A 22,071-nucleotide genomic window follows, 5' to 3' on the forward strand; every position below is an offset into this window, starting at 1 on the left:
AGCTGTTCACCGTCATATCAACGCTCCTGCCTGTCGTCTTTCGACAACATAGCGCGCTCACGCGTGCCGCGGCAGCAATCGCGAGCTGAGAATGTGGTAACCGGCACAACACGGTGGCCACGGCTCGACACGTGCTGTCGTCCGTTCACCGTAGGGGGTGCCGTTCGGATGTGCTCCGCTGTTCGGCCCCGCCCTTACTCGCTCCCGTGGTGGACCGGCCGTTCCAGCTCCCCGCCGCTCGGGGAGCTCGGGCCCACCAGGCCACCGACGACCAGTCGCCGGCGCAACCACCAGGGAGCACGGCGGAACAGTTCCGACATGGCACCGCCGCACTCCCGGGGCGAGGCCGACGGTGACAGGAATGCCCGCCGCCGCGGGAGCGGCATGTCGAAGAACACGTCGAAGAACTCGGGCACCACGCGCGGGGGCATCGCGAGCAGCCCCTCGGCGGCGCGCAGCCGCAGCTGCCGTGTGGTCAGCGCCGACACCGGCCACAGCACCGACCGCGCGCCGCGCGCGGCCGTGACGGGGTCCCGCTCCAGCCCGTCGCTCAGTGCGGCGGCCACCAGTGGGGCCGACCGCAGCACGTCGGCGACGCTGAAACCCGTGGCCGGGTGTACCAGCCCGGCGGCGGCGCCGAACGGCACGGTGCCGAACGGTTCGGTACGCCGTCGTTCGGGAAGGGGGTCGTCCAATGGGAACCGCACCCGTTCCTCGGGGCCGGCCTCGGAAATCGGCACCCCCGCCGCCCACAGCCGTGCCCGGAGCCGTCTCCGCAGCGTCGCCAACGGCAGTCCCGGCCGCCGCGCCAGGGCGGTCTCCTCCAGCAGCGTCCTGCCTCCGGGGAGAGGAACGGCGTAGAGGAAGCTCGGCCACGAGTCCTCGTCCGGCCGAGCGGGTCGCCAGTCCATGAAAACGCCGTGTCCCGTGGGGACCAGCGGTTCCGCGTGTTCGCTCGGCACCGTCACCCCCACGGCCGTCTGCTCGCTGGCCACCCGATCCGGGCGCCCTCCCGAGAGCACCCGGTTGCTTCCCGAGGCGTCCACCAGCACCGCCGCGTTCAGTTCTCCTCCCTCTCGCAGCCGCACCGTGCGCCGGGCGGTGTGGTGCTCCACCTCGACCACGGTTCCGGCGACCTCGCGGATCCCGTCTCGGTGCAGCAGCCGGTGCAGCGCGGAGTTGTCCAGCACGCAGTAATGACCGTGCAGCGGGTGCGGTCGCGTACCCACGGCGGTCGTTCGCGTCGCGGCACTGGCGACGGCGCCCTCCGCGACGGTGGCGGGCAGCTCGGCGCGCCAGCAGGCGTAGGTGTGCGGCCATCGACGCCGCGGTGCCGGGTCGACGAGCGTGACTCGCAGCCCGAGGTCGGCACACGCCGCCGCCATCCCTCTCCCGGCGGGGCCGCCCCCCACCACCAGCACGTCCGCCATGCCGCCATCAGATCACGGCGGTTCCTGCGAGGAGTTCGGGCGGTGGTCGCGATAGCGTTGCGGCATGGAACTCCAGCCGCCATCCGGGCGAACCGCGCGACGTGGTCACCGCTCGCGCGTCGCCGACGAGCTCGCTTCCGCCCACCAGCCACCGGATCTGGCGGCCAGCCCGTTCCGGGCCGACCGGGACCGCATCTCCGGGTCGGCGTTCTTCGCCCGTCTGGGTGGGGTGACCCAGGTCGTCAGCCCCAGCGGGTCCGGACTGCTGCTGCACAACAGGTTGACGCACAGCCTCAAGGTCGCCCAGGTGGCCAGGGCCATCGGGGAGAGCCTGCTGGACGACGCGGACACCCGCCTCGCGGTGACACGGCTCGGTGGGTGTGACCTCGATGTCGTGGAGGGCGCCGGTCTCGCGCACGACCTGGGACATCCCCCGTTCGGTCACCTGGGTGAGCGGGTGCTGGACCGCATCGCGCGCCAGCGCTTCGGACTGGTCGACGGGTTCGAGGGCAACGCGCAGACCTTCCGCATCGTCAGCAGCATCGATGTGCGGGGTGGTGGCGGGGACGGCCTCGACCTGACCGCGGCCGTGCGGGCGGCGCTGCTGAAGTACCCCTGGACCCGGCTCGCGGCGCCGGAGCCGTCGTCGCACTCCCTGCCGCCGCGCGGTGCCACGGAGCCGGAGGACGCGCCCGGCACGGGGGCCTCCAAATTCTCGGCCTACGTCACGGAACTCGACGACATGCTGGACTGCCGGGCTCCCTTCACGGAAGTGCTGGCGGGGTGGCAGCAGACCGTCGAGGCCTCGGTCATGGACACCGCCGACGACATCGCCTATGCGATCCACGACCTGGAAGATTTCCACCGTGTCGGCATCCTGCAGCACGCGACCGTGTCCACCGAGCTGACCGAGTGGCTCGGCAGGTCCGCTGAGCTGGCCCGGTTCGACGATTCCGAGCTTCGACGCAGGGCGGAGGCCCCCGGCTATTCGCTGGAGGAGTTGCGCAGACGGCTGCACGCCAAGGACTCCTGGATAGCCGACGACGAGGCGTTCGTGGGCGCCGTCAAGAAGGTGCAGTCCGACCTGGTCACCAAGTTGCTGGAACAACCGTTCGACCGTTCCAAGCAGGCCGAGCGGGCCGTCGCCGCGTTCTCCGGGGCCTGGACGCGTCGACTGGTGCACGGGGTGCGGGTCGATGTCGAGCCGACCACTCGTTCGGGGCATGTCACGTTGGACACGGAGCAGTGGCACGAGGTGCAGATCCTCAAGTTCGTGCACCGGCGTTTCGTGCTGCAGCGTCCCGATCTCGCGCTGCACCAACGCGGTCAGGACCGGTTGTTGAGCAAACTGGTGCAGGCGCTGGACGAGTGGCTGATCGACCGCAGCGAGTCCGCCCGGCTGCCGCACCGGCTGCGTGATCTGTTCGAGCACGCCGCCGCCGAGCTCGACTCGGTCCGGCGCGAGAACGTCGCGCTGCTGGCTTTGCCCACGGAGGCACCGGGAACGCATCCGCCCGACCGCGAACAGCTCGAACGGATGGCCCGAGGCAGGGCCGTCATCGACTTCGTCGCCTCCCTCACCGACGAGCAGGCGGCGGCCCTGCTGGAGTCGTTGTCCGGGCGCACAACGCAGCTGTGGTCCGACACCTTCGTGCTCTGAACCGGTGTGTCGCGGTGTTGTCCCGCCACCGCTGGAGCTGCCCCCGTTCATTTCTGGCCCGGGGTCGTCCGTTCCGACGGGCACGCCCGGTCCACTAGGATTTTCCGACTGTGAGCAGCAGGGTGCGCCAGCTACCGGGCGGCGGTAGAGCGGTGGAGGTGGAACCGGGCCGGCTGTCCGGCTGGTTCGAGCGGTTCGCTCGGCGCCACGACGGGGTGACGCGGAGCCGAGAGCAGTCGAGCACCGTGCGGGTGATCGCCGTCGATGGCGCGGAGGCCCTCGTGCGGGTCCCGTTCGGGGGGCTCGACGAGCCGAGCGGTGAGTCCGAGGGGCTGGTGATCCCCGGGCTGCTCGAACACCTCTCGCGTTCCCGGCGGCTCGGTCTGGTCCTCGTCCGCCACGGGGCACACAGCATCGGTGTGGTCCAGGACGGCGAGGTCGTGGCATCCAGCACCGATCGCCACTACGTGCAGGGCAGGACCAAGGCGGGGGGCTGGTCGCAGAAGCGCTACGCCCGCAGGCGGGCGGGCCAGTCCCGCAAGGCGGTGGGCTCGGCGGCCGGTGCCGTCGCGGAAATGCTGCTTCCGGTGCGCCGGGAGTTGGACGGGATCGTCCTCGGCGGCGATCGTGCCGCCCTGGAGGAGTTGTCCTCCGACGCGCGCCTGTCCGGACTGCTGTCGGCGGCCGAGCCGCGCGTGCTGGACGTCCCCGAACCGAGGCTGTCGGTGCTGCGGGAGGCGGCGGGGCGTGCGATCTCGGTCGAGGTGGAGGTGCGCGAACCGGGGGAGTGAGTTCTCGTCGTTCCGCCGGAGCGCCGGCTCGGCCGAGTCTCTCGTGCTCCGTCGTCCGATGTCGGACCCACCGGGGACGGAGAGTTCCGCCGGGTGGATTCCCTCGAGAATCGTGGGAGTCCACCGGTTCCCTGGATGTCGAAAACGAGTCGTGCGGCCGGTATACTCGCGGTGGTTTGTGATCGCTTTCCGTCGCGGCGCGTGTGGTGCGCGGACGTCGATCGCCGTGGCTCGTGCGTCGATGTCGCTGGGGGACTCCCCCGCCGGGTGGCCGGGTGGTTACGGTCCAGAGGACCGTGGTTCGCCCGGTGGTGCGGCTCGCCGTTTGGCGGCGCGGCCGAGCGCCGTACGCGCGAGGTGACGTTCTCCGCCGTCGTGGGGCGTCCGATTCGCGCGGGCGACGGCGGGGACTGACCGGAGTCACGCGGTTCCGGGGGCGGTGCCCGCCGACAAGCACGTTGACCGATATGTCTCGATCCGGAGTTTGCGTTGATCTCTGCCAATGGCCTCGAACTCAGGGCCGGTTCCCGTATCCTGCTCGAGGACACCTCGCTGCGCGTTCAGCCCGGTGATCGAGTCGGTCTGGTCGGGCGGAACGGCGCGGGCAAGACCACCACGTTGCGCGTGTTGGCCGGTGAGGGCGAGCCCTACGGCGGTGAGATCACCCGGCACGGTGAGATCGGCTACCTGCCGCAGGACCCCAGGGAGGGGGACCTCTCCGTCACGGCCAAGGACCGGGTGCTCTCCGCGCGGGGACTGGACCGTGTCCTGCGCGACATGGAGAAGACCCAGTCGGAGATGGCCGAGCTCGTCGATGACGCGGCGCGGGACAAGGCGATCCGCAAGTACGGCAAGCTCGAGGAGCGGTTCGCCGCGCGCGGTGGTTACGCGGCCGAGGGCGAGGCGGGGCGGATCTGCAGCAACCTCGGGTTGCCGGACGGTGTGCTGCAGCAGCCGTTGAGCACGTTGTCCGGTGGGCAGCGCAGGCGTGTCGAGTTGGCCCGGATTCTGTTCGCGGCCGCGGAAGCCGGCCCGGGAGGTGCCTCCAACACGACGTTGTTGCTCGACGAGCCCACCAACCACCTCGACGCCGACTCGATCAACTGGCTGCGGGACTTCCTCAAGGTCCACGACGGCGGGCTGGTGGTCATCAGCCACGATGTCGAGCTCATCGACGCCGTGGTCAACAAGGTGTGGTACCTGGACGCCGCACGCGGCGTGGCCGACGTGTACAACATGAACTGGCAGCGTTACCAGGAGGCCCGCGCCGACGACGAGAAGCGCAGGCGACGTGAACGGGCCAACGCCGAGAAGAAGGCGGCCACCCTCAAGGCGCAGGCGGACAAGCTGGGCGCCAAGGCGACCAAGGCGGTGGCGGCCAAGAACATGGCGCGCCGTGCCGACCAGATGCTCTCCGAACTCGAGGACGACCAGCCCTCGGAGAAAACGGCCAGGATCAGGTTTCCCTCACCCGCGTCCTGCGGCAGCACGCCGTTGACGGCCACGGGGCTGTCCAAGTCCTACGGCTCCCTGGAGATCTTCAGCGGAGTCGATCTCGCGGTGGACCGCGGCTCCAGGGTCGTGGTGCTCGGCTTCAACGGTGCGGGCAAGACCACGCTGCTGCGGCTGCTGGCCGGTATGGAGGCGCCGGACGCGGGGGAGGTCCAACCGGGCTACGGGCTGCGGATCGGTTACTACGCGCAGGAGCACGAGACGCTGGATCCGGACGCGACGGTTTGGGAGAACATCCGCACGGTCGCTCCCGACACCTCCGAACAGCAGTTGCGCACCCTGTTGGGGGCGTTCTTGTTCAGTGGTGAGCAGCTGCAACAGCCCGCCGGCACCCTCTCCGGGGGTGAGAAGACCCGTCTCGCGCTGGCCGGACTGGTCTCCAGCGCCGCCAACGTGCTGTTGTTGGACGAGCCGACCAACAACCTGGATCCGGCCAGCCGGGAGCAGGTGCTCGATGCGCTGCGCAGCTTCACCGGAGCGGTCGTGCTGGTCACCCACGATCCGGGAGCGGTGCAGGCTCTGGAGCCGGAGCGGGTGATCCTGCTTCCGGACGGCAGCGAGGACCACTGGTCCGAGGAGTACATGGACTTCGTGCAGCTCGCCTGACCGCCGGTGCGGTGTGACCGGGTGCCGTGCGAGGCGACCACGGCCACCTCGGGCACGGTCGCGTCGCGAGCCGGTTCGGGCGAGTCGCGCCGCCGACCGGGAGGCGGTCCAACTGGGATCATTGTCTCACCCGGTCGTCGGCGCTGTACCGGTTCGGTTCCCGAATGATCTCCGCCCCTGGAGGGGCGTTTTTTCGTCTCCGTGCTCTCACGGAACGGATCTCCGTATGCCGGTAACGAAATGTTGATCTTGTTTTGCGGGTCGCAATACCTGATTTTCATGATCAATAGGAATATATCCGCCGTTTGGTCGGGATCTGTTGGCAAGGTCGTCTGGCGTTTCCGGCTTTCCTGTTCGATCATTGGCTTGACAGGGGTCGCGAGCGGCCCGACCTGTTCTACGGGGAAGGCGGGGACACAGTGGTTGATCTGAAGAAGGGTGCGCGAATCACCGGAAGCGCACGAGACAAACTGGCCAGTGACCTCAAGAAGAAGTACGAGAAGGGGGCGAGCATTCGCTCCCTGGCGGAGGCCACGGGCCGTTCCTACGGTTTCGTCCACCGCGTGCTGGTCGAGTCCGGAGTGCAATTGCGGGGTCGCGGTGGCGCGACCCGATCCAAGAAGAAATAGGTACTCACGGCTGCGGCGTGCCCGGCACGCTGTCGGCACCGGGCACGCCGTGCCCGAACGGCCCGTACCGACACGGCCTCCGATCGCGGACCCATGATCGGTCTTCTAGGGTGGTTGCCATCGTCGACCGCTCGGTGTGTAGCGACGGAGGGCCCGTTTGACGGAATCGGTAATTGATCCTGGTGTACTGGATCGTGGGCACGTTCGACTGACGGTGCGCGGTTCCCGCGCGACGATCGTCCTCGACCGGCCTGATCAACTCAACGCGCAGACGCCGGACACGTGGAAGGCGTTACGCGAAATCGGTCAGCACCTCGCTCCGGAGGTGCGCGTGGTCGTGGTCCGTGGGGAGGGCAGATCGTTCTCCGCCGGGCTGGACCGGCGCCTGTTCGAGGCCGAGGAGGTGGACGGTGCGCCGGGGTTGATGTCCCTGGCCTCACGTCCGGTGGAGCAGGGGGACGCGGAGATCGCCGCGTTCCAGCAGGGCTTCAGTTGGTTGCGTGACCCCGAGCGGGTGACTATCGCGGCTGTGCAGGGGCACGCCATCGGCGCCGGGTTCCAACTGGCGCTGGCCTGTGACATGCGTGTGCTCACCACCGACGCCACGCTGCGGATGGCGGAGACCAGCCTGGGGCTGGTTCCCGATCTCGGGGGGACGCTGCCGCTGGTACGGGCGGTCGGTTACTCCAGAGCGGCCGACATCTGCCTGACGGGGCGGGAGGTGGCCGCCGAGGAGGCGGCACGGATCGGGCTGGCCAATTCGGTGGTCGAGCCGGACGAGTTGGAGGCCGCCACCGACCGGTTGGTCGAGGCGATCACGCGTTCGCCCGCCGGAGCTGTGCGCGAGACCCTCGCGTTGCTGTCCCAGGCCGAGGAGGCGGAGGATCCCGAACAGCAGTTCGCCGCGGAGCGAGCGGCCCAGCTGCGCAGGCTCAGGGAGCTGGTCGGTGATTCCGGCGGCGAGTAGCCGACCGGCGTGGGCCCGCCCGGTCGCCGTGGGGCTCGGGCGGTGCTACCCGATGGGGCGGGGCGGGCCCGTCGGTCGTGCGTCCGGCCGCGAACCGCCCCGTCGAACCGGCACCGGGTCGCGACGGCCCGGACCGGTTTCGGTCTAGACCAGTCGCGACAGTCGTCGAGGTCGGCTTTCGGTGTCTCCCGGTGACGCGGTCAGCGTAGTCGGGGAATACGTTTGCCGTACTGCTCCAGTCGGCCCGAGTTGGCCTCGTCCCCACCGGGGACGTTGGAACTGCGCCACCACGGCAGCGATACGCCGAGCTCGTTGGCGCGTTCGTAGGTCTCGACCATCAGCAGATTCCACAGGAACACGTTGGCCAGCGAGGATCCCGGCGCTGTGGCGGGTCGTTGTTCGGGATGCGTGACGTCGCCCGCGGGAACCAAGGTGTCGAGCAGACACGTGGCCTGCTCCGCCAGCGTCCCCTCCGCCGTGCGACGCGGTGCTCCGGCGGAGGCCGCCGTTGAGGTGACCGCGATGACCTCCGAACCCTCGCGTCGTGCCGTGGCCGCCAGTTCCACGGGGTAGGGGTTCGTTCCCGAGTTGGAGAACACCACGAGTACGTCGGTGCCTCCGCGCAGTCCCGCCTCCTGAAGGACCTCCCGGGCCAGACCCTGCTTTCGTTCCGTGGCGGTGCTGGTCGCCGCGCCGTGGAGCGGGAGCAGGTCCGGGTGGTAGAGCGGCCGTACCGCGGCCAGACCGCCGGCCCGGTAGAAGCTTTCCAGTACACCGGCCAGGGAGTGCCCCGCTCCCGCGGTGAACACGAGTCCGTCGTCGTCGAGACAGTCGATCAGCTTCCCGGCCGCCTCGCCCAGCGCGGCCCCGTTGTGCTCGGCCACGCGATCCAGGTCCTGCAGGTTCCGCTCGGCGTGCTTGCGTGCGTGCGAACCGTCCGTCATGCCGTCCTCTCGGCTGGGGGCTGCTGTCGGAAGCCGATAATCGCAGCGAAGTTTCCGGAACTGGGCCATGTGTGACAGATCACTCGTCATCCGTTTCGGTCGTTCGAGGGGTCGTCACGTGGTCCGGGGAAACACCTTCGAACCGTGACCGGGGCACGGTTCGGTGATTTCCGGCGATGGCGTATCGGGCCGAACCGTGTACCCACGGTAGTCTCTCGGGTGATCCCGGAGCCGGCCCCGGGAACTTTCGGTCACCGGCCCGTCCGGACTCCGTCCGAAGCTGGCAGCATGATCGCCAACAGCTTGGTGGGGTCGGACGGGTGCCACCAGGGAAACGGGTACACGGATTGGAACACGGAAGGCATGTCGAATCCGCCGTCACACGACGAGTCAGCCGCGCCGGGCAACTTCACGGAGATCTTCACCCGCCTGACGGATGTGCCGTTGGACCACGTGGACAAGCTGATCGACGCCACCCAGTCCGTCTACGCGGACCTAAACCGGGTGATGGAACATCCCTACTGGGCCGACCTGGTGTTTCACCAGGGAGCGGCCCTGCGCGCGTTGCGGGAGGCCCGCGCGGAGCTGGACGCCTTCCGGGCCGAAGCCGTCGGAGCGCGTAACACCGAGCTCGGAGTCACGGTCGCCACCGGTGTGATCGGTGAGCAGCGGGAGTACGCCGAGCGGGACGAAAGCAAGCGCGAGCTGGTGGAACGACTGCTCCGCCCACCGAAGCAGGGATGCGCCTGCAGGCTCTACGTCTGGGACAGACCCTACGAGAACGAGCAGGAGCCCGGCCCCTACAGCGGCCTCCGGATCGTGACCTCGGCCGACGACGAGATGGGAGTGCTCAACTACACCGAGGAGGACGAGCAGGGCCAGCTCTCCTCCTGGCAGACCCGCAGCTCCGAGCCGGATTCGCGGGCTCCGGTGCTGCGGTTCGACCTCGGCAGCCCGTTGACGTTTCCCACCGATTCGGTTCTCGGGTTCGCCGAGCTCCGGGCGGCCCTCGACGAGTTCGTGAGCACCGGCGAGTGTCCGCGCTCGGTCGGCTGGCAGCGGGCCCGCTGGGGGCAGTAGGCCCCAACCGCGCCGCCACCCGCCGGGCGGTTCCACCGGACCCGGCCCGGCTCAGCCGTAGACCTCCTGCGCGGCGCGGGAGGCCACGGTCGTGATCACCTTGAAGGTTTTCATCGTGGTCGTCATATCGGTGGCCTCGAAACCCACCGTGCGGGTTCCGAGCCGCTTTACGGTGGGCACCAGTTCCGCGGCCGCCGCCAGATGCGTGCCGGTGAACTCGAGCTCGACTCGGTGTGGCGATGCCTCGGGAGTGCCTCGCCCCGCCAGCCGCATCGACCGTTCGGCGGCGGTGCGGATTTCGGTGGCGGTGTGCTCCGGTGGTGAGCAGATCGCGGCGTACCTGCTCACGCACTCCTTGACCGCGACCACGGCGCTGTCCGGCGCGTAGTCCCGTGCGTCCGAGCACGTCAGGTCGTCCCCGGTGACCAGCAGGACCGGGACACCGTGCTCGGCGGCCAGGGCCGCGTTGAGCCTGCCCTCGCTCGCGTGCGCGCCGTCCAACCACACCCCGAGCAGCCCGCTCTCCATGTAGGTGTGCGAGAGCACGCCCTCCACACCCGCTCCGGTGTGGTAGCCGAGGAACACCACCCCGTCCACGCCCGAGTCGATCCCCTCCATCATCGACAGTGGTTTGTGGCGTCCGGTCAGCATCCGCGCGCGTCCGTCGAGCCGTTCCAGCAGCAGGTGCCGCTGGATCGAGTGCGCCTCGTTGACCAGCGTCGCGCTCGCTCCGCCCGCCGCCAGACCGGCCACGCAGGCGTTGACGTCACCGGTGAAGAGCTCGCGGAACCGCTGCCACGCCTCCCTGCCCGCCACCACGTCGTCCGTACCGGTGACGCCGGTGGCGCCTTCCATGTCAGCGGAGATCAGAATTCGCACGACTGTCCACCCTAGATGTCGAAACCACTGACGGCAGCTCGTTGCGCACTCCGAGCCTCGGCGTGCTCGCCACGCCGAATCGGTGAACCATTGACTGGGAACCGTTCGGAGTGGTTCTTTCTTACCACGTAGCGCGAAAGGGTGATCACAGTGGGTGTTGGACCTTCGGGTGCCCCGAGAGCGGCTCCACGGGCCCTGCTGTTGATCCTCACCCTGCTCCTGGCCGCTGCGGTTCCCGCCGCGGGACAGAGCACGCGCTCCGCTTCGCCGGAAGCGGATTCCGGCGGTGAGGTGACCCTCCGCGTCGGCATCCAGCAGGAGTTCGACTCGCTCAACCCGTTCCTCGGGTTCAGCCTGGCCTCCACCAGCGTCTTCAGGCTGATCTATCCCACCCTGACCACCTACGGCGCCGAGGACTTCTCGGTGGTCCCGGAGCTGGCCACCGATTGGAAGTCCTCGGCGGACAAACTCAGCTGGACGTTCCACATCAGGCAGGGGGTGCACTGGTCCGACGGAGAGCCGGTCACCGCCGGCGATGTGGCCTACACCTTCAACCGGATGATGGACGACCCGGCGGCGGCCACCGCCAACGGCAACTACGTCGAAGGCTTCACCAGCGTGACAGCCCCCGACGACCGCACCGTGGTGATCCGCACGACGAGCCCCCAGGCCACCATGCGCTCCATCGCGGTACCGATCGTTCCCGAACACGTCTGGTCGAGCGTCGACGACGTCGCCGAATTCGCCAACCAGCGCATGCCCATCGTCGGCAACGGCCCGTTCATCGCCACCGAGTACCGTCCCCAGCAGTTCCTGACGCTGCGCGCCAACGAGGACTTCTGGCGAGGTACCCCCAACGTAGACAGGCTCCGGTTCGTCAACTTCGAGAACAGCGACGCGGCCGTGCAGGCACTGCGCAAGGGCGAGATCGATGTGGTTCGCGACCTGACCCCCACCCAGTTCGACGCGTTGCGTGGTGCAGAGAACATCCGGCGGGTCCGGGGTAAGGGGCGGCGTTTCTACGAGATCGTGCTCAACCCGGGTGCGGCCAACAGCGCGGGCGAGCCCATCGGCACCGGACATCCCGCGTTGCGCGATCCCCGCGTGCGCAGGGCCATCGACCGTGCCATCGACCGCGAAGTCCTCGTCGAACGCGTTCTCGGCGGTTACGGCACCGTCGGCGCGGGCTACCTTCCCCCCATCTTCGAGGACTACTACTGGACACCACCCCCGCGCGCGAGGCGTCCCTTCTCGATCGAATCGGCCAACCGGGCGCTCGACGAGGCGGGCTACCCCCGCGGGCCCGACGGCGCTCGTCACGGGCCCGCCGGTAGGCCCCTGGACTTCGAGTTCGTGCTGCACGGTGATTCCTCTACCGACGCGCTGGTCGGCGAGTTCGTCAAGGAGTGGTTGTCCCGGCTGGGCATCCGGGTCCGGCTGCGGCCGGTCTCGGACAACCAGGTCAACCAGCGCACCACCGCGGGTGACTTCGACATGGTGGTCAGCGGCTGGTCGGTCAACCCCGATCCGGACTACGTGCTGCGCCTGCAGACCTGCGGTGCCCGCCCCAAGCCGGGCGGGGGCGGGTTGCCGGACAGCTTCCTGTGCGATCGGCGTTACGACGAGCTCTACGCCCGCCAGCTCGCCGAGTTCGACCACTCCGAACGGGTCGAACTGGTCGAACGGGCGCAGCGGCGCTTCCACCGGATGGCCACCGGGCTGATCCTGTTCTACCCCAACGCCCTCGAGGCGTACCGCTCCGACCGCTTCGCGGGGTTCATGCTGCAGCCCACCGAAGGCGGTGTCATCACCGCGCAGCAGGGCTACTGGGGCTACTACCGGGCACGTCCCACCGAACAGGCCAGAGCCGCCTCCGGTGGGGCGGGGTACCGCTCGGCGGCCTTCGTCATCGTCGGGGTGGCGCTGCTCGGCGCGGTCGTGCTCGCGTCGGTGGCGGCACGTCGTCGCCGTACGGCGGAACATCGGGAATAGGTCATGACGGACACACGCGACGAGTTCGAGACGAGCGCCGCTTCGACAGGGCCGCCACCCCTGCTCCGCTTCGTCGCCGCGAAGGCCGGGGGCGGAGTGGTGAGCCTGTTCCTGGTGGCGGTACTCGGTTTCTTCCTGTTCCGGGTGTTGCCGGGAGATCCGGCACGCACCATGACCAGATCCACTCCGGTCAGTGCCGAGCAGCTGGCTGCGCTGCGGCACCGCTTCGGGCTGGACCAACCGCTTTACCTGCAGTTCCGCGACTTCGTGATCGATCTGCTGCACGGCGACCTGGGGACCTCCTACATCTACAACCGTCCGGTCGCGGAGCTGATACTCGAACGGGTCGGCCCCACCGTGCTGCTGGTCGGCACCGCCACGGTGCTGGCAGTGCTGGTCGGGCTCTGGATGGGGGCCCGTGCCGCCTGGCACCAGGGCGGTCCCGTGGACCGCTGGTTCACTTCGGTCGGGCTGACGCTGTGGTCGGTGCCCACCTTCTGGCTCGGCCTGCTGGCGCTGATGGCCTTCGGGGTCGGCGTCGGGCCGCTGCCCGGGCTGTTCCCCGTTGCCGGAATGTCCTCCGCGAACGTGCCCGCCGGCGTCGTCCCCCACGTGCTGGACGTGGCTCACCACCTGGTGCTGCCGTGCCTGACCCTCGTCGCGGTGATCTACGCGCAGTTCATGATGGTCATGCGCACCTCGTTGCTGGAGGAGATGGGAGCGGAGTACCTGACCACCGCGCGCGCCAAGGGGTTGCGTGAGGACCTGGTGCGCCGCAGGCACGCCGTGCCGAACGCGCTGTTGCCGACCGTGACGCTGATCTTCCTGCACCTCGGTCTGGTGGTGGCGGGGGCGATCACGGTGGAGACCGTCTTCTCCTGGCCGGGGCTGGGCCTGCTGACCTACGAGGCGCTGCGGGTGCCCGATCTGCCGCTGTTGCAGGGAACGTTCATTGTCCTCGCGGGGAGCGTGATCGTGATGAACGTGCTGGCCGAGCTGGTCTACCGTCTTCTCGACCCCCGGGTGCGTGACTCGTGAGCGCCCCGCCGAACCCCACGGGTGCCGCGGGGCGACGTCTGGCCGCGCTGGCGGAGGGCTGGCGGGTCTACCGCGCCGACCGGGGCGGGCTGTTCGGACTGGCCGTGCTGTCGCTGGTCGTGGTGCTGGCGCTGCTGGCTCCGGTCCTCACCCCTCCCGCAGAGCTCGACGTCACCAGGGCGGGGGGTGCGCCGCTGCGGCCGCCCAGCGCGGAGAACTGGCTGGGCACCGACGAGTCCGGGCGTTCGGTGCTGCTGCTGACCTGGTGGGGTGCCCGCATGTCGCTGCTGGTCGGGCTGTCGGCCGCCGTGCTGTCGATGCTGATCGGCACCGTCGTGGGGCTGGTGGCCGCGCATTTCGGTGGGTGGGTTTCGACCCTGCTGCTGCGGTTGACCGACTTCTTCCTCGTGTTGCCGGCCCTGGTGCTGGCCATAGCACTGTCCACCGTGCTGTCCAGGGGAGTGCTCACCATCGTGCTCGCCATCGGGGTGACGTCCTGGCCGCAGACGGCGCGGCTGGTGCGGGCGCAGACCCTGACCGTGGAGACCCGTCCGTACATCGAACGAGCCAGGGCGCTCGGCGGGGGACACCGCCACCTGCTCGGCAAGCACGTGTTGCCCGCCGTGCTGCCACTGGTGTTCGCCACCACCACCCTGACCGTGGCCAGCGCGATCATCGCCGAGTCCACGCTCTCCTTCCTGGGGCTGGGCGATCCGGCCATGATCTCGTGGGGGTCGATGCTGAAGTCCGCCATGGATACCGGAGCGGTCACGGCGGGCGCATGGTGGTACCTGCTGCCGCCCGGCCTCGGCATCGCGGTCGTGGTGCTGAGCTTCACGTTGTGCGGTCGCGTGCTGGAAACCGTGCTGAATCCGAGGCTGCGGGGGGAACGTAGATGACTCCGATACTGCGCCTGGACGGGGTTTCGGTCACCTACCGCGGGGAGGACGGGCCGCACCGGGCCGTGGTCGATGCGAACCTGACGTTGCGTCCCGGCGCCACGCTGGGACTCGCGGGTGAGTCCGGTTGCGGCAAGACGAGCCTGGCACTGGCCGTGTTGCGGCTGCTGCCGCGTTCGGCCCGCGTCGACGGCACGATCCTGCTCGACGGGCACGACATCGAGCGGCTGACCTGGGGAGAGCTGCGTGCCGCTCGTTGGACGAGCGCCTCGGTGGTCTTTCAGGGAGCGATGCACGCGCTGAATCCGGTTCGCACCGTCGCCGAGCAGATAGCCGAACCCATCAGGCTGCACTCGCCCGAACGTCCCGCCGCGGCGCGGGTTCGGGCCCGCGTCACCGAGTTGCTGGAGCAGGTGGAGCTCCCCGGTGCCCGGCGGGACGCCTACCCGCACGAGCTGTCCGGTGGGCAGCGGCAACGCGTGATGATCGCGATGGCGCTGGCCTGCGATCCCCGCCTGATCATCGCGGACGAACCCACCACCGCGTTGGACGTGGTGGTCCAGGCACAGGTTCTGGCGCTGCTGCGGCGCCTGGTGTCCGAACGGGGCATCGCGCTGCTCATGATCAGCCACGACCTTTCGGTGCTGGCGGCGAGCTGCCGATGCCTGGGTGTGATGTACCGGGGGAGACTGGTGGAGGAGGGCCCCGCGCGGCAACTGGTGGCCACGCCCGAACACGAGCACACCCGAGCCTTGGCCGCGGCCTTTCCCACGATCGGTGACGAAGGGTCGCGATACCCGGGGGCTGGGGAGCCAGGTGAGTCGGCCGGGGGTGTGCGGGGATCGCTGTTGGCGGCGGAAGGGGTGAGCGTCGAGTTCGGCGACCGCTACCGCAACCGGGTGCGTGCGGTCCGGGACGTCGATCTGGAGGTCATGGGCGACGAGATCCTCGCCCTGGTGGGGCAGTCCGGGTCCGGCAAGACCACGCTCGCCCGCACCCTGTTGGGCCTGTGTCCCCCGAACGCGGGAACGGTGTACTACGAGGGTCGTCCACTGGCCACGTCCGGACGGGAGCTGCGTGCCTTTCGCGGCAGTGTGCAGCTGGTGCTGCAGGATCCCACGGGTGCGTTGAATCCCAAGCACACGGTCTACGAGGCGGTGGCCGAGGGGCTGCGGGTGCACGGTTGCGCGGACGACGAGGCGGTGCGGGTCCGCGAGGCGCTGGAAGCGGCCGAGCTGCGCCCCGCCGAGGAGTTCACCGCGCGGTTCCCGCACGAGCTTTCCGGCGGCCAGCGGCAGCGTGTGGTCATCGCCGGGGCGTTGGTGCTGCGTCCGCGTGTGCTGGTCGCCGACGAGCCGGTCGCGTCGCTGGACGCCACGGTGCGCGGCGAGATCCTGGCGCTGCTGTTGCGGCTGCGCCGCGAGCGGGGGCTGTCCGCCCTGGTCATCACGCACGATCTCGGGCTGGCCTGGAACATAGCCGACCGGGTGGCCGTCATGCGGTCCGGCGAGATCGTCGAGACGGGACCGGTGGAGCGGGTCCTGACCGAACCCCGGCACGATTACACCAAGGAGTTGTTGGCGGCTGTTCCGTCGTTCGAGGGAAGTGTCTCGTGATCGGCGCGTTCGGGAGCGGTCTCCCGGGGCGCGACGAGCCGTTCCCGAGCGGCAGCTACTCCAACGAGTCCACCACCACCGGGCGCTCCGGTCGGTCCATCCGCACCAGACGGTCCGCGAGCAGGTCGGGGCGGGCCTCCCGCTGGTATTCGGTGAAAGCGGGCAGTTGCCACTCTTGCTCCGCGCCCACTCGGCGCACCAGTACCTTCTCGGACATCCAGAGGTGCACCGTGAAATCCAGTTCGAGTCCGCCGCCGAGCAGGAACGGCCCGTCCAGGACGGCCACACCGCCCTCGGTGAGCCGCACTCGTTCCAGGCGGGGTGATCGGTCGAGTTCCGGGTCCCAAAGCGCGGGGAGCACGAGTCCGGATCCGCCCGGTGTGAGCGGGGTGAGCACTTCCCTGGTCAGTCCCTCGAAGTCGAACCAGTCGAACCGGAACGAGTCCGGGTTCTCGCGTCCCCGCTCCAGCCGCAGCGAGGCGGGACGAACGTAGTCCCACAGCCGCACTCGCAGCACGTGACGTCCCCGTAGCCGTAGCTGTTCGGCCAGGGAATCGGCCAGCTCGCCCGTTCCGGTGAGCGGGTGACCGTCGACGGCGACTCTGCTCCACGGGCGCCCGGGGGCGTCGAGCAGTGCCTCGCTCAACTCGGCCGCCAGCGGGTCCGGGGTGGTGGAGCGTACTCGCATTCCTCGTGCCGCCGCCTTTCGAAAACCGTTCCCACCGCCTCCGGTGGGGCGTCCCGATCAGTCCGGGCGGGGCTCGGTGACGGTGAGCGTACCGGCCTCGGCGTCGAGTTCGGCGCGCACGCCGAGCGGCACCGTGAGCTGGCCGTCGCAGTGGCCGAACCCCAGTTCCCGGACCACTGGTACCCCGAGGTCACCGAGTACGTCGAGCAGGGTCTCCAACACCCCCTCGGCCGATCCGCAGTCCCGCCACGAGCCCAGCACCACTCCGGCGGCGGTTTCGAACCAGCCGGCCCGTCTCAGCTGGGTGAGATACCGGTCCAGCTGGTAGGGCTGTTCCGTCACGTCCTCCAGCAGAGCCAGTCCGGGACTGGGTGGACGGGGCAGGTCCCCGGATCCGAGCAGCCCGGCCAGCACGCTCAGGTTGCCGCCGTGGGTGATCCCGGCCGCCCGGCCGGTGCGCAGGGCGCCGGAGCACGGGGCGGTCAGTGAACGAACCTCCTCCGGTTCGAACAGGCTGTGCCACAGGTGCTGTCGGGCCGGGGGATCCTCGGTGAAGGCCTTCGTGGCGATCATCGGGCCGAACAGGCTCGCCACTCCCAGGTGGTGTCCGACCGCCTCGTGCAGTGCGGTCACGTCGCTGGATCCGACCAGGAGTTTGCCGGGTACCCGGGCCATGGCGGGCCAGTCGAGCCGGTCCAGGATCCGCACGCTCCCGTAACCACCGCGTGCGCAGAACACCGCTTTGATGCCGGGGTCGCACCACGCCCGTTCCAGGTCGGCGGCCCGCTCCGCGTCGGAACCGGCCAGGTAGTCCAGTCGGGGGTGTCGGCTCGTGACGTGCTCGCCGACCTCGACCCGCAGGTCCCAGGATTCGAGCAGTTCGACACCTGTCCGCAGCTGTTCCTCCGGCACGGGGCCCGCCGGTGCGACCACCGCGACGGTGTCTCCGGGGCGGGGGAGGGCGGGGAGGCCGCGTGTCGCTGTGATCGTCGGCATCGGTTCATCATGCCCCGAACCGCGCGGTGGTGCGTGCCCACGATCCGATTACTAACGGTCTCGTGTCTGATACGTTTGGTGATGATCGGTGGTGTCATGGCGACGGGAGCGGCCATCCCCCGAGGGGAACCCGGAAACCGGTGCCGTTGTTCGCGGGGGGCGAACATCGTCGACCTCGGGGTGCTTTCGGTCGCTGTGCTCGGCGGACGGCAGTGACGCCGACGCTGCCAGGGACTATTCGCTTGGTGTTCAAGGGGACGGGGCTGCATGGTCGGCACCGCTGTGGCTTAGTGTCGAGGGCGTCATGGCTCGTGTCATCCACGTATTCCGTCAGCCCGACCGTTTCATCGTGGGAACGGTCGGTGAGCCCGGCGATCGCACCTTTTACCTGCAGGCCACCGAGGACTTGCGAACGGTGAGCGTCCAACTGGAGAAGCAGCAGGTCTCGGTGCTGACAGAACGCATCGACGCGCTGCTGGAAGAGGTGCAGCGCCGGTTCGACACCGAGCTGCCCTCCGAACCCCCGGAGGAGCTGGTCGACTCCGGACCGCTGGAAGTTCCCGTGGAGGAGGAGTTCCGCGTCGGCACCATGGGGCTCGGTTGGGACGCCGAGACCGAGGCGGTGGTCGTGGAACTGCTCGCGGTCACCGAGGAGGAGGTCGACGAGTCGGTGGTGCTCGACGATACCGAGGAGGGGCCGGACGCGGTTCGGGTCTTCCTCAGCGCCGCGCACGCGCGGGCCTTCGCCGAACGTGCCCAACGGGTGATCGAGGCGGGCAGGAAGCCCTGCCCGTTGTGCTCGGAGCCGCTCGATCCGGAAGGGCACATCTGCCCCAGGCAGAACGGTTATCGCCGTTCGGAAGAGGAGTAGCGCGTCGTGCTCGCCGACGACGTCGCTGTCGAGCTGCTGCGAGAGGGGCGGCTCGAGGTCCAGGGGCGGCTGATCGAGGCCTCCAACGCCACGCTGCTGTGCTCGGTCGAGGACGGGGACGTGCGAGCCGAGTGCGTGTACAAGCCGGTACGCGGCGAGCGGCCGTTGTGGGACTTTCCGGACGGCACGCTGGCGGGCAGGGAAGTCGCTTCCTACCTGCTTTCAGAGGCGTTCGGCTGGAGCCTGGTGCCGCCGACCCTGTTACGTGAGGGTCCGCACGGCCCCGGGATGGTGCAACTGTGGGTCGAGACCGGACCGGACTCCGAGTTGGTCGACGTTCGCTCTCCCCGGGACGTGCCGTCGGACTGGCTGACCGTGCTGCACGCGCGGGACGAGAAGGGGGAGCCGGTCGTGCTCGCCCACTCCGACCACGAGGAGCTCCGCCGGTTGGCCCTGTTCGACGTGGTGATCAACAACGCCGACCGGAAGGGCGGCCACGTGCTGTGCACCCCCGGTGGGCGGGTGCTGGGCATCGACCACGGTGTGAGCCTCAACGCCGACGAGAAACTCCGGACCGTGCTGTGGGGCTGGCTGGGGCGAGGTCTCGACACCGTGGAGGTGCGTTCCCTCGAACGGCTGCGCGGGGAACTGGACGGCGAGCTCGCCGACCGGTTGGGTGAGCACATAACCACCAAGGAGATCCAGGCCTTGCGGGAGCGGATCGAACGGCTGCTCGAAAGCGGGGTCTTCCCAGCGCCGTCCGGCGAGTGGCCGGCGATTCCCTGGCCTCCGTTCTGACGGGGCGTTTCACCCGGTCCTACGAGCGGCTTTCGGTGCCGCGTCGTCGTGCCCGAAGGTCCGCGCGGCGCGATGACCTCTCCGCGAACCCCGCGGGAGCCTCTCGCCGAACGACCCGTCCGGCCGGCGCCGCTCCTGTGAACGGCGCCACCCCGTGTCACCCGTCGGGCCGCTACGAACGGGGTGTGATCCGTGGCAGGCTGGGATTCTCCCGCTGGTGTTCTCTCCCGGCGGGACCACTCGCTCGCCGAGGCATTCGACCCGGGGTGGTGGGGATGGCGATCCGGTTCCCGCGCGGCACCACGTTCACCGACAGACTGGTGGGGCCGCTGCCGCGGTTCGGTGACGTGCTGCGCTTCATGTGGACCTACGAGGTGCCACGCCGGAGCGAACTCGACCCTCTGCTCGTGCCTGTGAGCCACGCTCCGTTGCCGGCGATCGGCCCCCGGCAGGCGGCGCTGACCTGGATCGGGCACGCGACGTACCTGCTGCGCGTGGCGGGCACGGGAGTGGTGATCGATCCGGTGTGGTCGAGGCGGATCCCGGGCGTACCCCGCAGGCTGAGCGAGCCGGGACTGGAGTTCGCGCGGCTGCCTCCGGTGGACGTGGTTCTGATCAGCCACGACCACTACGACCACCTGGACGCGCCGACGATCGAGCGCTTCCCGCGCGATGTGGCCGTGCTCGTGCCGCTCGGACTCGGGAGCTGGTTCACCGCGCGGGGGTTCACCGCCGTCACCGAGTTCGACTGGTGGGAGTCGGCGCGGATCGGAGCGCTGCGGTTCGACTTCGTGCCCGCCCGGCACTGGAGTCGCCGTGGCCCGACCGACTTCTGCCGCAGCCTGTGGGGCGGTTGGCTCGTGACGGCCCCCAACGGACTCAGGTTCTACCACGCGGGAGACACGGGCTACGGTCGGCACTTCGAGCGGATCGGGCGGGCGTACCCGGATATCGACGTGGCCATGCTGCCCATCGGCGCCTACCACCCCACCAGGGTGATGCGGCCGGTGCACCTCACCCCGGAGGACGCCGTGACGGCCGCCCTGGATCTGGGGGCGAGCCGGTTGGCGAGCATGCACTGGGCGACCTTCCCACTGACCAGGGAACCGGTGCTGCAACCCCTGGAACGATTGCGCGTGGCCTGGTTCCGGGCGGGTGGCACTTCGGAACGGTTGTGGGACATGGCGGTCGGGGAGACGCGGACGCTGCGCTCCTGAGGCCGACGCCACGGCCCGCTCGGGGCGCGCTGGGCGGCCGTGAGCGCGCTCGCCTCCGGCGGAGCCGGGGGCGTTTCCCACGTCGGTGGGAAAGCTCCGGCCCGCCACGGGTCACTCAACCGTGGCGGCTAGGGTCGGACCCATGCAACCCTGGTCATCGGTTTCCGTGCCCAGTCTGCCCGGCACTCCGCATCCGTTGCGACTGTTCGACACCGCCACCGGTGAGGTCAGACCGGTCGGTACCGGGTCTCGGGTGCGGATGTACGTCTGCGGCATCACCCCCTACGACGCGACCCACCTCGGGCACGCCGCCACATACATCGCTTATGACCTGGTGCACCGCATCTGGTTGGACAACGGCAGCGACGTGCACTACGTGCAGAACGTCACCGACATCGACGATCCGCTGCTGGAGCGTGCCGCGCACGACAATGAGGACTGGGTCGTGCTGGGGATGCGCGAGACCGCCCTGTTCCGCGAGGACATGGCCGCCCTCCGGGTGCTGCCCCCTCGGGACTTCATCGGGGCGGTGGAATCCATCCCGGAGATCGAGCAGGCGGTGACCAAACTGCTTTCCTCCGGGGCGGCCTACCGGGTCGACCACGAGTTCCCCGACGTCTACTTCCGGCACGACGCCACCGGCAGGCTCGGCTACGAGTCGCGCTACAGCAGGGACGAGATGGCCGAGGTCTTCCCGGAGCGTGGCGGTGATCCGGAGCGGCCCGGCAAGGAACACCCGCTCGACGCCTTGCTGTGGCGGATGGCGCGCCCCGGCGAACCCTCCTGGGAGTCGGAGCTCGGCGCGGGGCGTCCCGGCTGGCACCTGGAGTGCTCGGTCATCGCGCTCAACCGCCTCGGGATCGGGTTCGACCTGCAGGGCGGGGGTTCGGACCTGGCCTTCCCGCACCACGAGTTCAGCGCCGCCCACGCGGAGGCGCTGACCGGTCAGCACCCCTTCGCCGGTCACTACTCGCACGCGGGCATGGTCGGACTCGACGGGCAGAAGATGTCCAAGTCCAAGGGGAACCTCGTGTTCGTCTCCCGGCTGCGCGGTGACCGGGTGGATCCGATGGCCATCCGGTTGGCGCTGCTGAGCGGGCACTACCGCTCCGACCGTTCCTGGAACGCGGACCTGCTCACCAACGGGGCCGCCCGGTTGGCTCGCTGGCGGCGGGCGGTGGAGCTGTCCAAGGGGCCCGCCGTCGAATCGACGCTCGACCTGCTGCGGGAACGGCTCAGCGACGACCTCGACACGGAGGGTGCGCTGCGAGCCGTGGACGCCTGGGCCGACGAGGCGCTGTGTGGCAGCGGGGAGGACACCAACGCTCCCGCGACGGTTCGTGACGCGGTGGACGCCCTGCTGGGTGTGGTCCTGTAAGCACCTGCCGGTCGCGCCGGTTCGGGCCGGTGGGCAGCACGGGCGGTGGCCCTGTCCCGACGGGTCGCCGCCCCGGACAC

General features: G+C 69.6%; 19 protein-coding genes. 14 read left to right on the forward strand and 5 right to left on the reverse strand.

Features of this window, described 5'->3' with window-relative positions; translation table 11 throughout:
- Positions 1–194 precede the first annotated feature (194 nt).
- Positions 195–1,430 (reverse strand): lycopene cyclase family protein, encoded by a 1,236-nt coding sequence (locus BLQ75_RS18060; protein ID WP_092603851.1) that lies wholly within the window; start codon positions 1,428–1,430, stop codon positions 195–197.
- A 64-nt stretch (positions 1,431–1,494) separates the two neighbouring features.
- Between BLQ75_RS18060 and BLQ75_RS18065 the strand changes: the two genes are divergently transcribed.
- From BLQ75_RS18065 to BLQ75_RS18085, 5 genes are all read left to right on the forward strand, one after another.
- Entirely contained in the window at positions 1,495–3,090 is a 1,596-nt protein-coding gene (locus BLQ75_RS18065) for a deoxyguanosinetriphosphate triphosphohydrolase family protein (protein ID WP_092603852.1), read from the forward strand.
- A 110-nt stretch (positions 3,091–3,200) separates the two neighbouring features.
- Positions 3,201–3,881 (forward strand): acVLRF1 family peptidyl-tRNA hydrolase, encoded by a 681-nt coding sequence (locus BLQ75_RS18070; RefSeq protein WP_244515685.1) that lies wholly within the window; start codon positions 3,201–3,203, stop codon positions 3,879–3,881.
- Between the two features lie 489 nt (positions 3,882–4,370).
- Positions 4,371–5,999, forward strand: a complete 1,629-nt coding sequence (locus tag BLQ75_RS18075; protein ID WP_092603853.1) for an ABC-F family ATP-binding cassette domain-containing protein — start codon at positions 4,371–4,373, stop codon at positions 5,997–5,999.
- A gap of 419 nt (positions 6,000–6,418) precedes the next feature.
- Positions 6,419–6,628 (forward strand): helix-turn-helix domain-containing protein, encoded by a 210-nt coding sequence (locus BLQ75_RS18080; RefSeq protein ID WP_017975887.1) that lies wholly within the window; start codon positions 6,419–6,421, stop codon positions 6,626–6,628.
- Positions 6,629–6,785: 157 nt separating this feature from the next.
- Positions 6,786–7,595, forward strand: coding sequence for an enoyl-CoA hydratase/isomerase family protein (locus BLQ75_RS18085; RefSeq protein ID WP_092603854.1), 810 nt, complete (start codon positions 6,786–6,788; stop codon positions 7,593–7,595).
- A 200-nt stretch (positions 7,596–7,795) separates the two neighbouring features.
- Here BLQ75_RS18085 and BLQ75_RS18090 read toward each other — a convergent pair whose 3' ends face one another.
- Positions 7,796–8,539, reverse strand: coding sequence for a sugar isomerase domain-containing protein (locus BLQ75_RS18090; RefSeq protein ID WP_092603855.1), 744 nt, complete (start codon positions 8,537–8,539; stop codon positions 7,796–7,798).
- 288 nt (positions 8,540–8,827) lie between these two features.
- On the opposite strand from BLQ75_RS18090, the gene BLQ75_RS18095 reads away from it, so the two are divergent.
- Positions 8,828–9,619, forward strand: coding sequence for an Imm1 family immunity protein (locus BLQ75_RS18095; protein ID WP_244515686.1), 792 nt, complete (start codon positions 8,828–8,830; stop codon positions 9,617–9,619).
- 51 nt (positions 9,620–9,670) lie between these two features.
- On the opposite strand, the gene BLQ75_RS18100 is transcribed toward BLQ75_RS18095, so the two are convergent.
- Complete coding sequence (locus BLQ75_RS18100) at positions 9,671–10,498, reverse strand: M55 family metallopeptidase (protein ID WP_092603856.1); 828 nt, start codon at positions 10,496–10,498, stop codon at positions 9,671–9,673.
- Positions 10,499–10,648: 150 nt separating this feature from the next.
- Between BLQ75_RS18100 and BLQ75_RS18105 the strand changes: the two genes are divergently transcribed.
- From BLQ75_RS18105 to BLQ75_RS18120, 4 genes are read left to right on the forward strand one after another with little or no spacing between them, the layout of a single operon-like run.
- Entirely contained in the window at positions 10,649–12,490 is a 1,842-nt protein-coding gene (locus BLQ75_RS18105) for an ABC transporter substrate-binding protein (protein ID WP_244515687.1), read from the forward strand.
- 3 nt (positions 12,491–12,493) lie between these two features.
- The gene (locus tag BLQ75_RS18110) at positions 12,494–13,528 is read left to right on the forward strand and encodes an ABC transporter permease (RefSeq protein WP_092603857.1); all 1,035 of its coding nucleotides are present in this window, start codon (positions 12,494–12,496) and stop codon (positions 13,526–13,528) included.
- Positions 13,525–14,427, forward strand: a complete 903-nt coding sequence (locus tag BLQ75_RS18115; protein ID WP_170837560.1) for an ABC transporter permease — start codon at positions 13,525–13,527, stop codon at positions 14,425–14,427. The genes BLQ75_RS18110 and BLQ75_RS18115 overlap by 4 nt, the downstream gene beginning before the upstream one ends.
- Positions 14,424–16,043 carry an ABC transporter ATP-binding protein gene (locus BLQ75_RS18120; RefSeq protein WP_092603858.1) on the forward strand — a complete coding sequence of 540 codons (1,620 nt, stop codon included), beginning with the start codon at positions 14,424–14,426 and terminating at the stop codon, positions 16,041–16,043. Before BLQ75_RS18115 ends, BLQ75_RS18120 begins: the two co-directional genes overlap by 4 nt.
- Positions 16,044–16,098: 55 nt before the next feature.
- Here BLQ75_RS18120 and BLQ75_RS18125 read toward each other — a convergent pair whose 3' ends face one another.
- Both BLQ75_RS18125 and BLQ75_RS18130 read right to left on the reverse strand, forming a co-directional pair.
- The gene (locus tag BLQ75_RS18125; protein WP_092603859.1) at positions 16,099–16,731 is read right to left on the reverse strand and encodes a nucleoside/nucleotide kinase family protein; all 633 of its coding nucleotides are present in this window, start codon (positions 16,729–16,731) and stop codon (positions 16,099–16,101) included.
- A gap of 57 nt (positions 16,732–16,788) precedes the next feature.
- On the reverse strand, positions 16,789–17,727 hold the full coding sequence (locus BLQ75_RS18130; RefSeq protein ID WP_092603860.1) for a S66 peptidase family protein: 939 nt from the start codon (positions 17,725–17,727) through the stop codon (positions 16,789–16,791).
- A 304-nt stretch (positions 17,728–18,031) separates the two neighbouring features.
- On the opposite strand from BLQ75_RS18130, the gene BLQ75_RS18135 reads away from it, so the two are divergent.
- The 4 genes from BLQ75_RS18135 (at position 18,032) to mshC (ending at position 21,991) form a co-directional block, all read left to right on the forward strand.
- On the forward strand, positions 18,032–18,598 hold the full coding sequence (locus tag BLQ75_RS18135) for a DUF3090 domain-containing protein (RefSeq protein WP_092603861.1): 567 nt from the start codon (positions 18,032–18,034) through the stop codon (positions 18,596–18,598).
- 6 nt (positions 18,599–18,604) lie between these two features.
- Positions 18,605–19,396 (forward strand): SCO1664 family protein, encoded by a 792-nt coding sequence (locus BLQ75_RS18140; RefSeq protein WP_092603862.1) that lies wholly within the window; start codon positions 18,605–18,607, stop codon positions 19,394–19,396.
- Positions 19,397–19,671: 275 nt separating this feature from the next.
- Positions 19,672–20,613, forward strand: coding sequence for an MBL fold metallo-hydrolase (locus BLQ75_RS18145; RefSeq protein ID WP_092603944.1), 942 nt, complete (start codon positions 19,672–19,674; stop codon positions 20,611–20,613).
- Positions 20,614–20,755: 142 nt separating this feature from the next.
- A complete protein-coding gene (mshC, locus tag BLQ75_RS18150; protein WP_092603863.1) occupies positions 20,756–21,991 on the forward strand; it encodes a cysteine--1-D-myo-inosityl 2-amino-2-deoxy-alpha-D-glucopyranoside ligase in 1,236 nt (411 codons plus the stop codon).
- Positions 21,992–22,071: the final 80 nt, after the last annotated feature.

It is taken from the genome of Actinopolyspora xinjiangensis (assembly GCF_900104475.1).
Taxonomy (GTDB): Bacteria; Actinomycetota; Actinomycetes; order Mycobacteriales; family Pseudonocardiaceae; genus Actinopolyspora; species Actinopolyspora xinjiangensis.

Coding starts and splice junctions, on each gene's coding strand:
- BLQ75_RS18120 (WP_092603858.1), top strand. CDS start 14,424: ATGACTCCGATACTGCGCCTGGACGGGGTTTCGGTCACCTACCGCGGG.
- BLQ75_RS18145 (WP_092603944.1), top strand. CDS start 19,672: ATGGCGATCCGGTTCCCGCGCGGCACCACGTTCACCGACAGACTGGTG.
- BLQ75_RS18095 (WP_244515686.1), top strand. CDS start 8,828: ATGATCGCCAACAGCTTGGTGGGGTCGGACGGGTGCCACCAGGGAAAC.
- BLQ75_RS18065 (WP_092603852.1), top strand. CDS start 1,495: ATGGAACTCCAGCCGCCATCCGGGCGAACCGCGCGACGTGGTCACCGC.
- BLQ75_RS18130 (WP_092603860.1), bottom strand. CDS start 17,727: ATGCCGACGATCACAGCGACACGCGGCCTCCCCGCCCTCCCCCGCCCC.
- BLQ75_RS18135 (WP_092603861.1), top strand. CDS start 18,032: ATGGCTCGTGTCATCCACGTATTCCGTCAGCCCGACCGTTTCATCGTG.
- BLQ75_RS18060 (WP_092603851.1), bottom strand. CDS start 1,430: ATGGCGGACGTGCTGGTGGTGGGGGGCGGCCCCGCCGGGAGAGGGATG.
- BLQ75_RS18125 (WP_092603859.1), bottom strand. CDS start 16,731: ATGCGAGTACGCTCCACCACCCCGGACCCGCTGGCGGCCGAGTTGAGC.
- BLQ75_RS18110 (WP_092603857.1), top strand. CDS start 12,494: ATGACGGACACACGCGACGAGTTCGAGACGAGCGCCGCTTCGACAGGG.
- mshC (WP_092603863.1), top strand. CDS start 20,756: ATGCAACCCTGGTCATCGGTTTCCGTGCCCAGTCTGCCCGGCACTCCG.
- BLQ75_RS18090 (WP_092603855.1), bottom strand. CDS start 8,539: ATGACGGACGGTTCGCACGCACGCAAGCACGCCGAGCGGAACCTGCAG.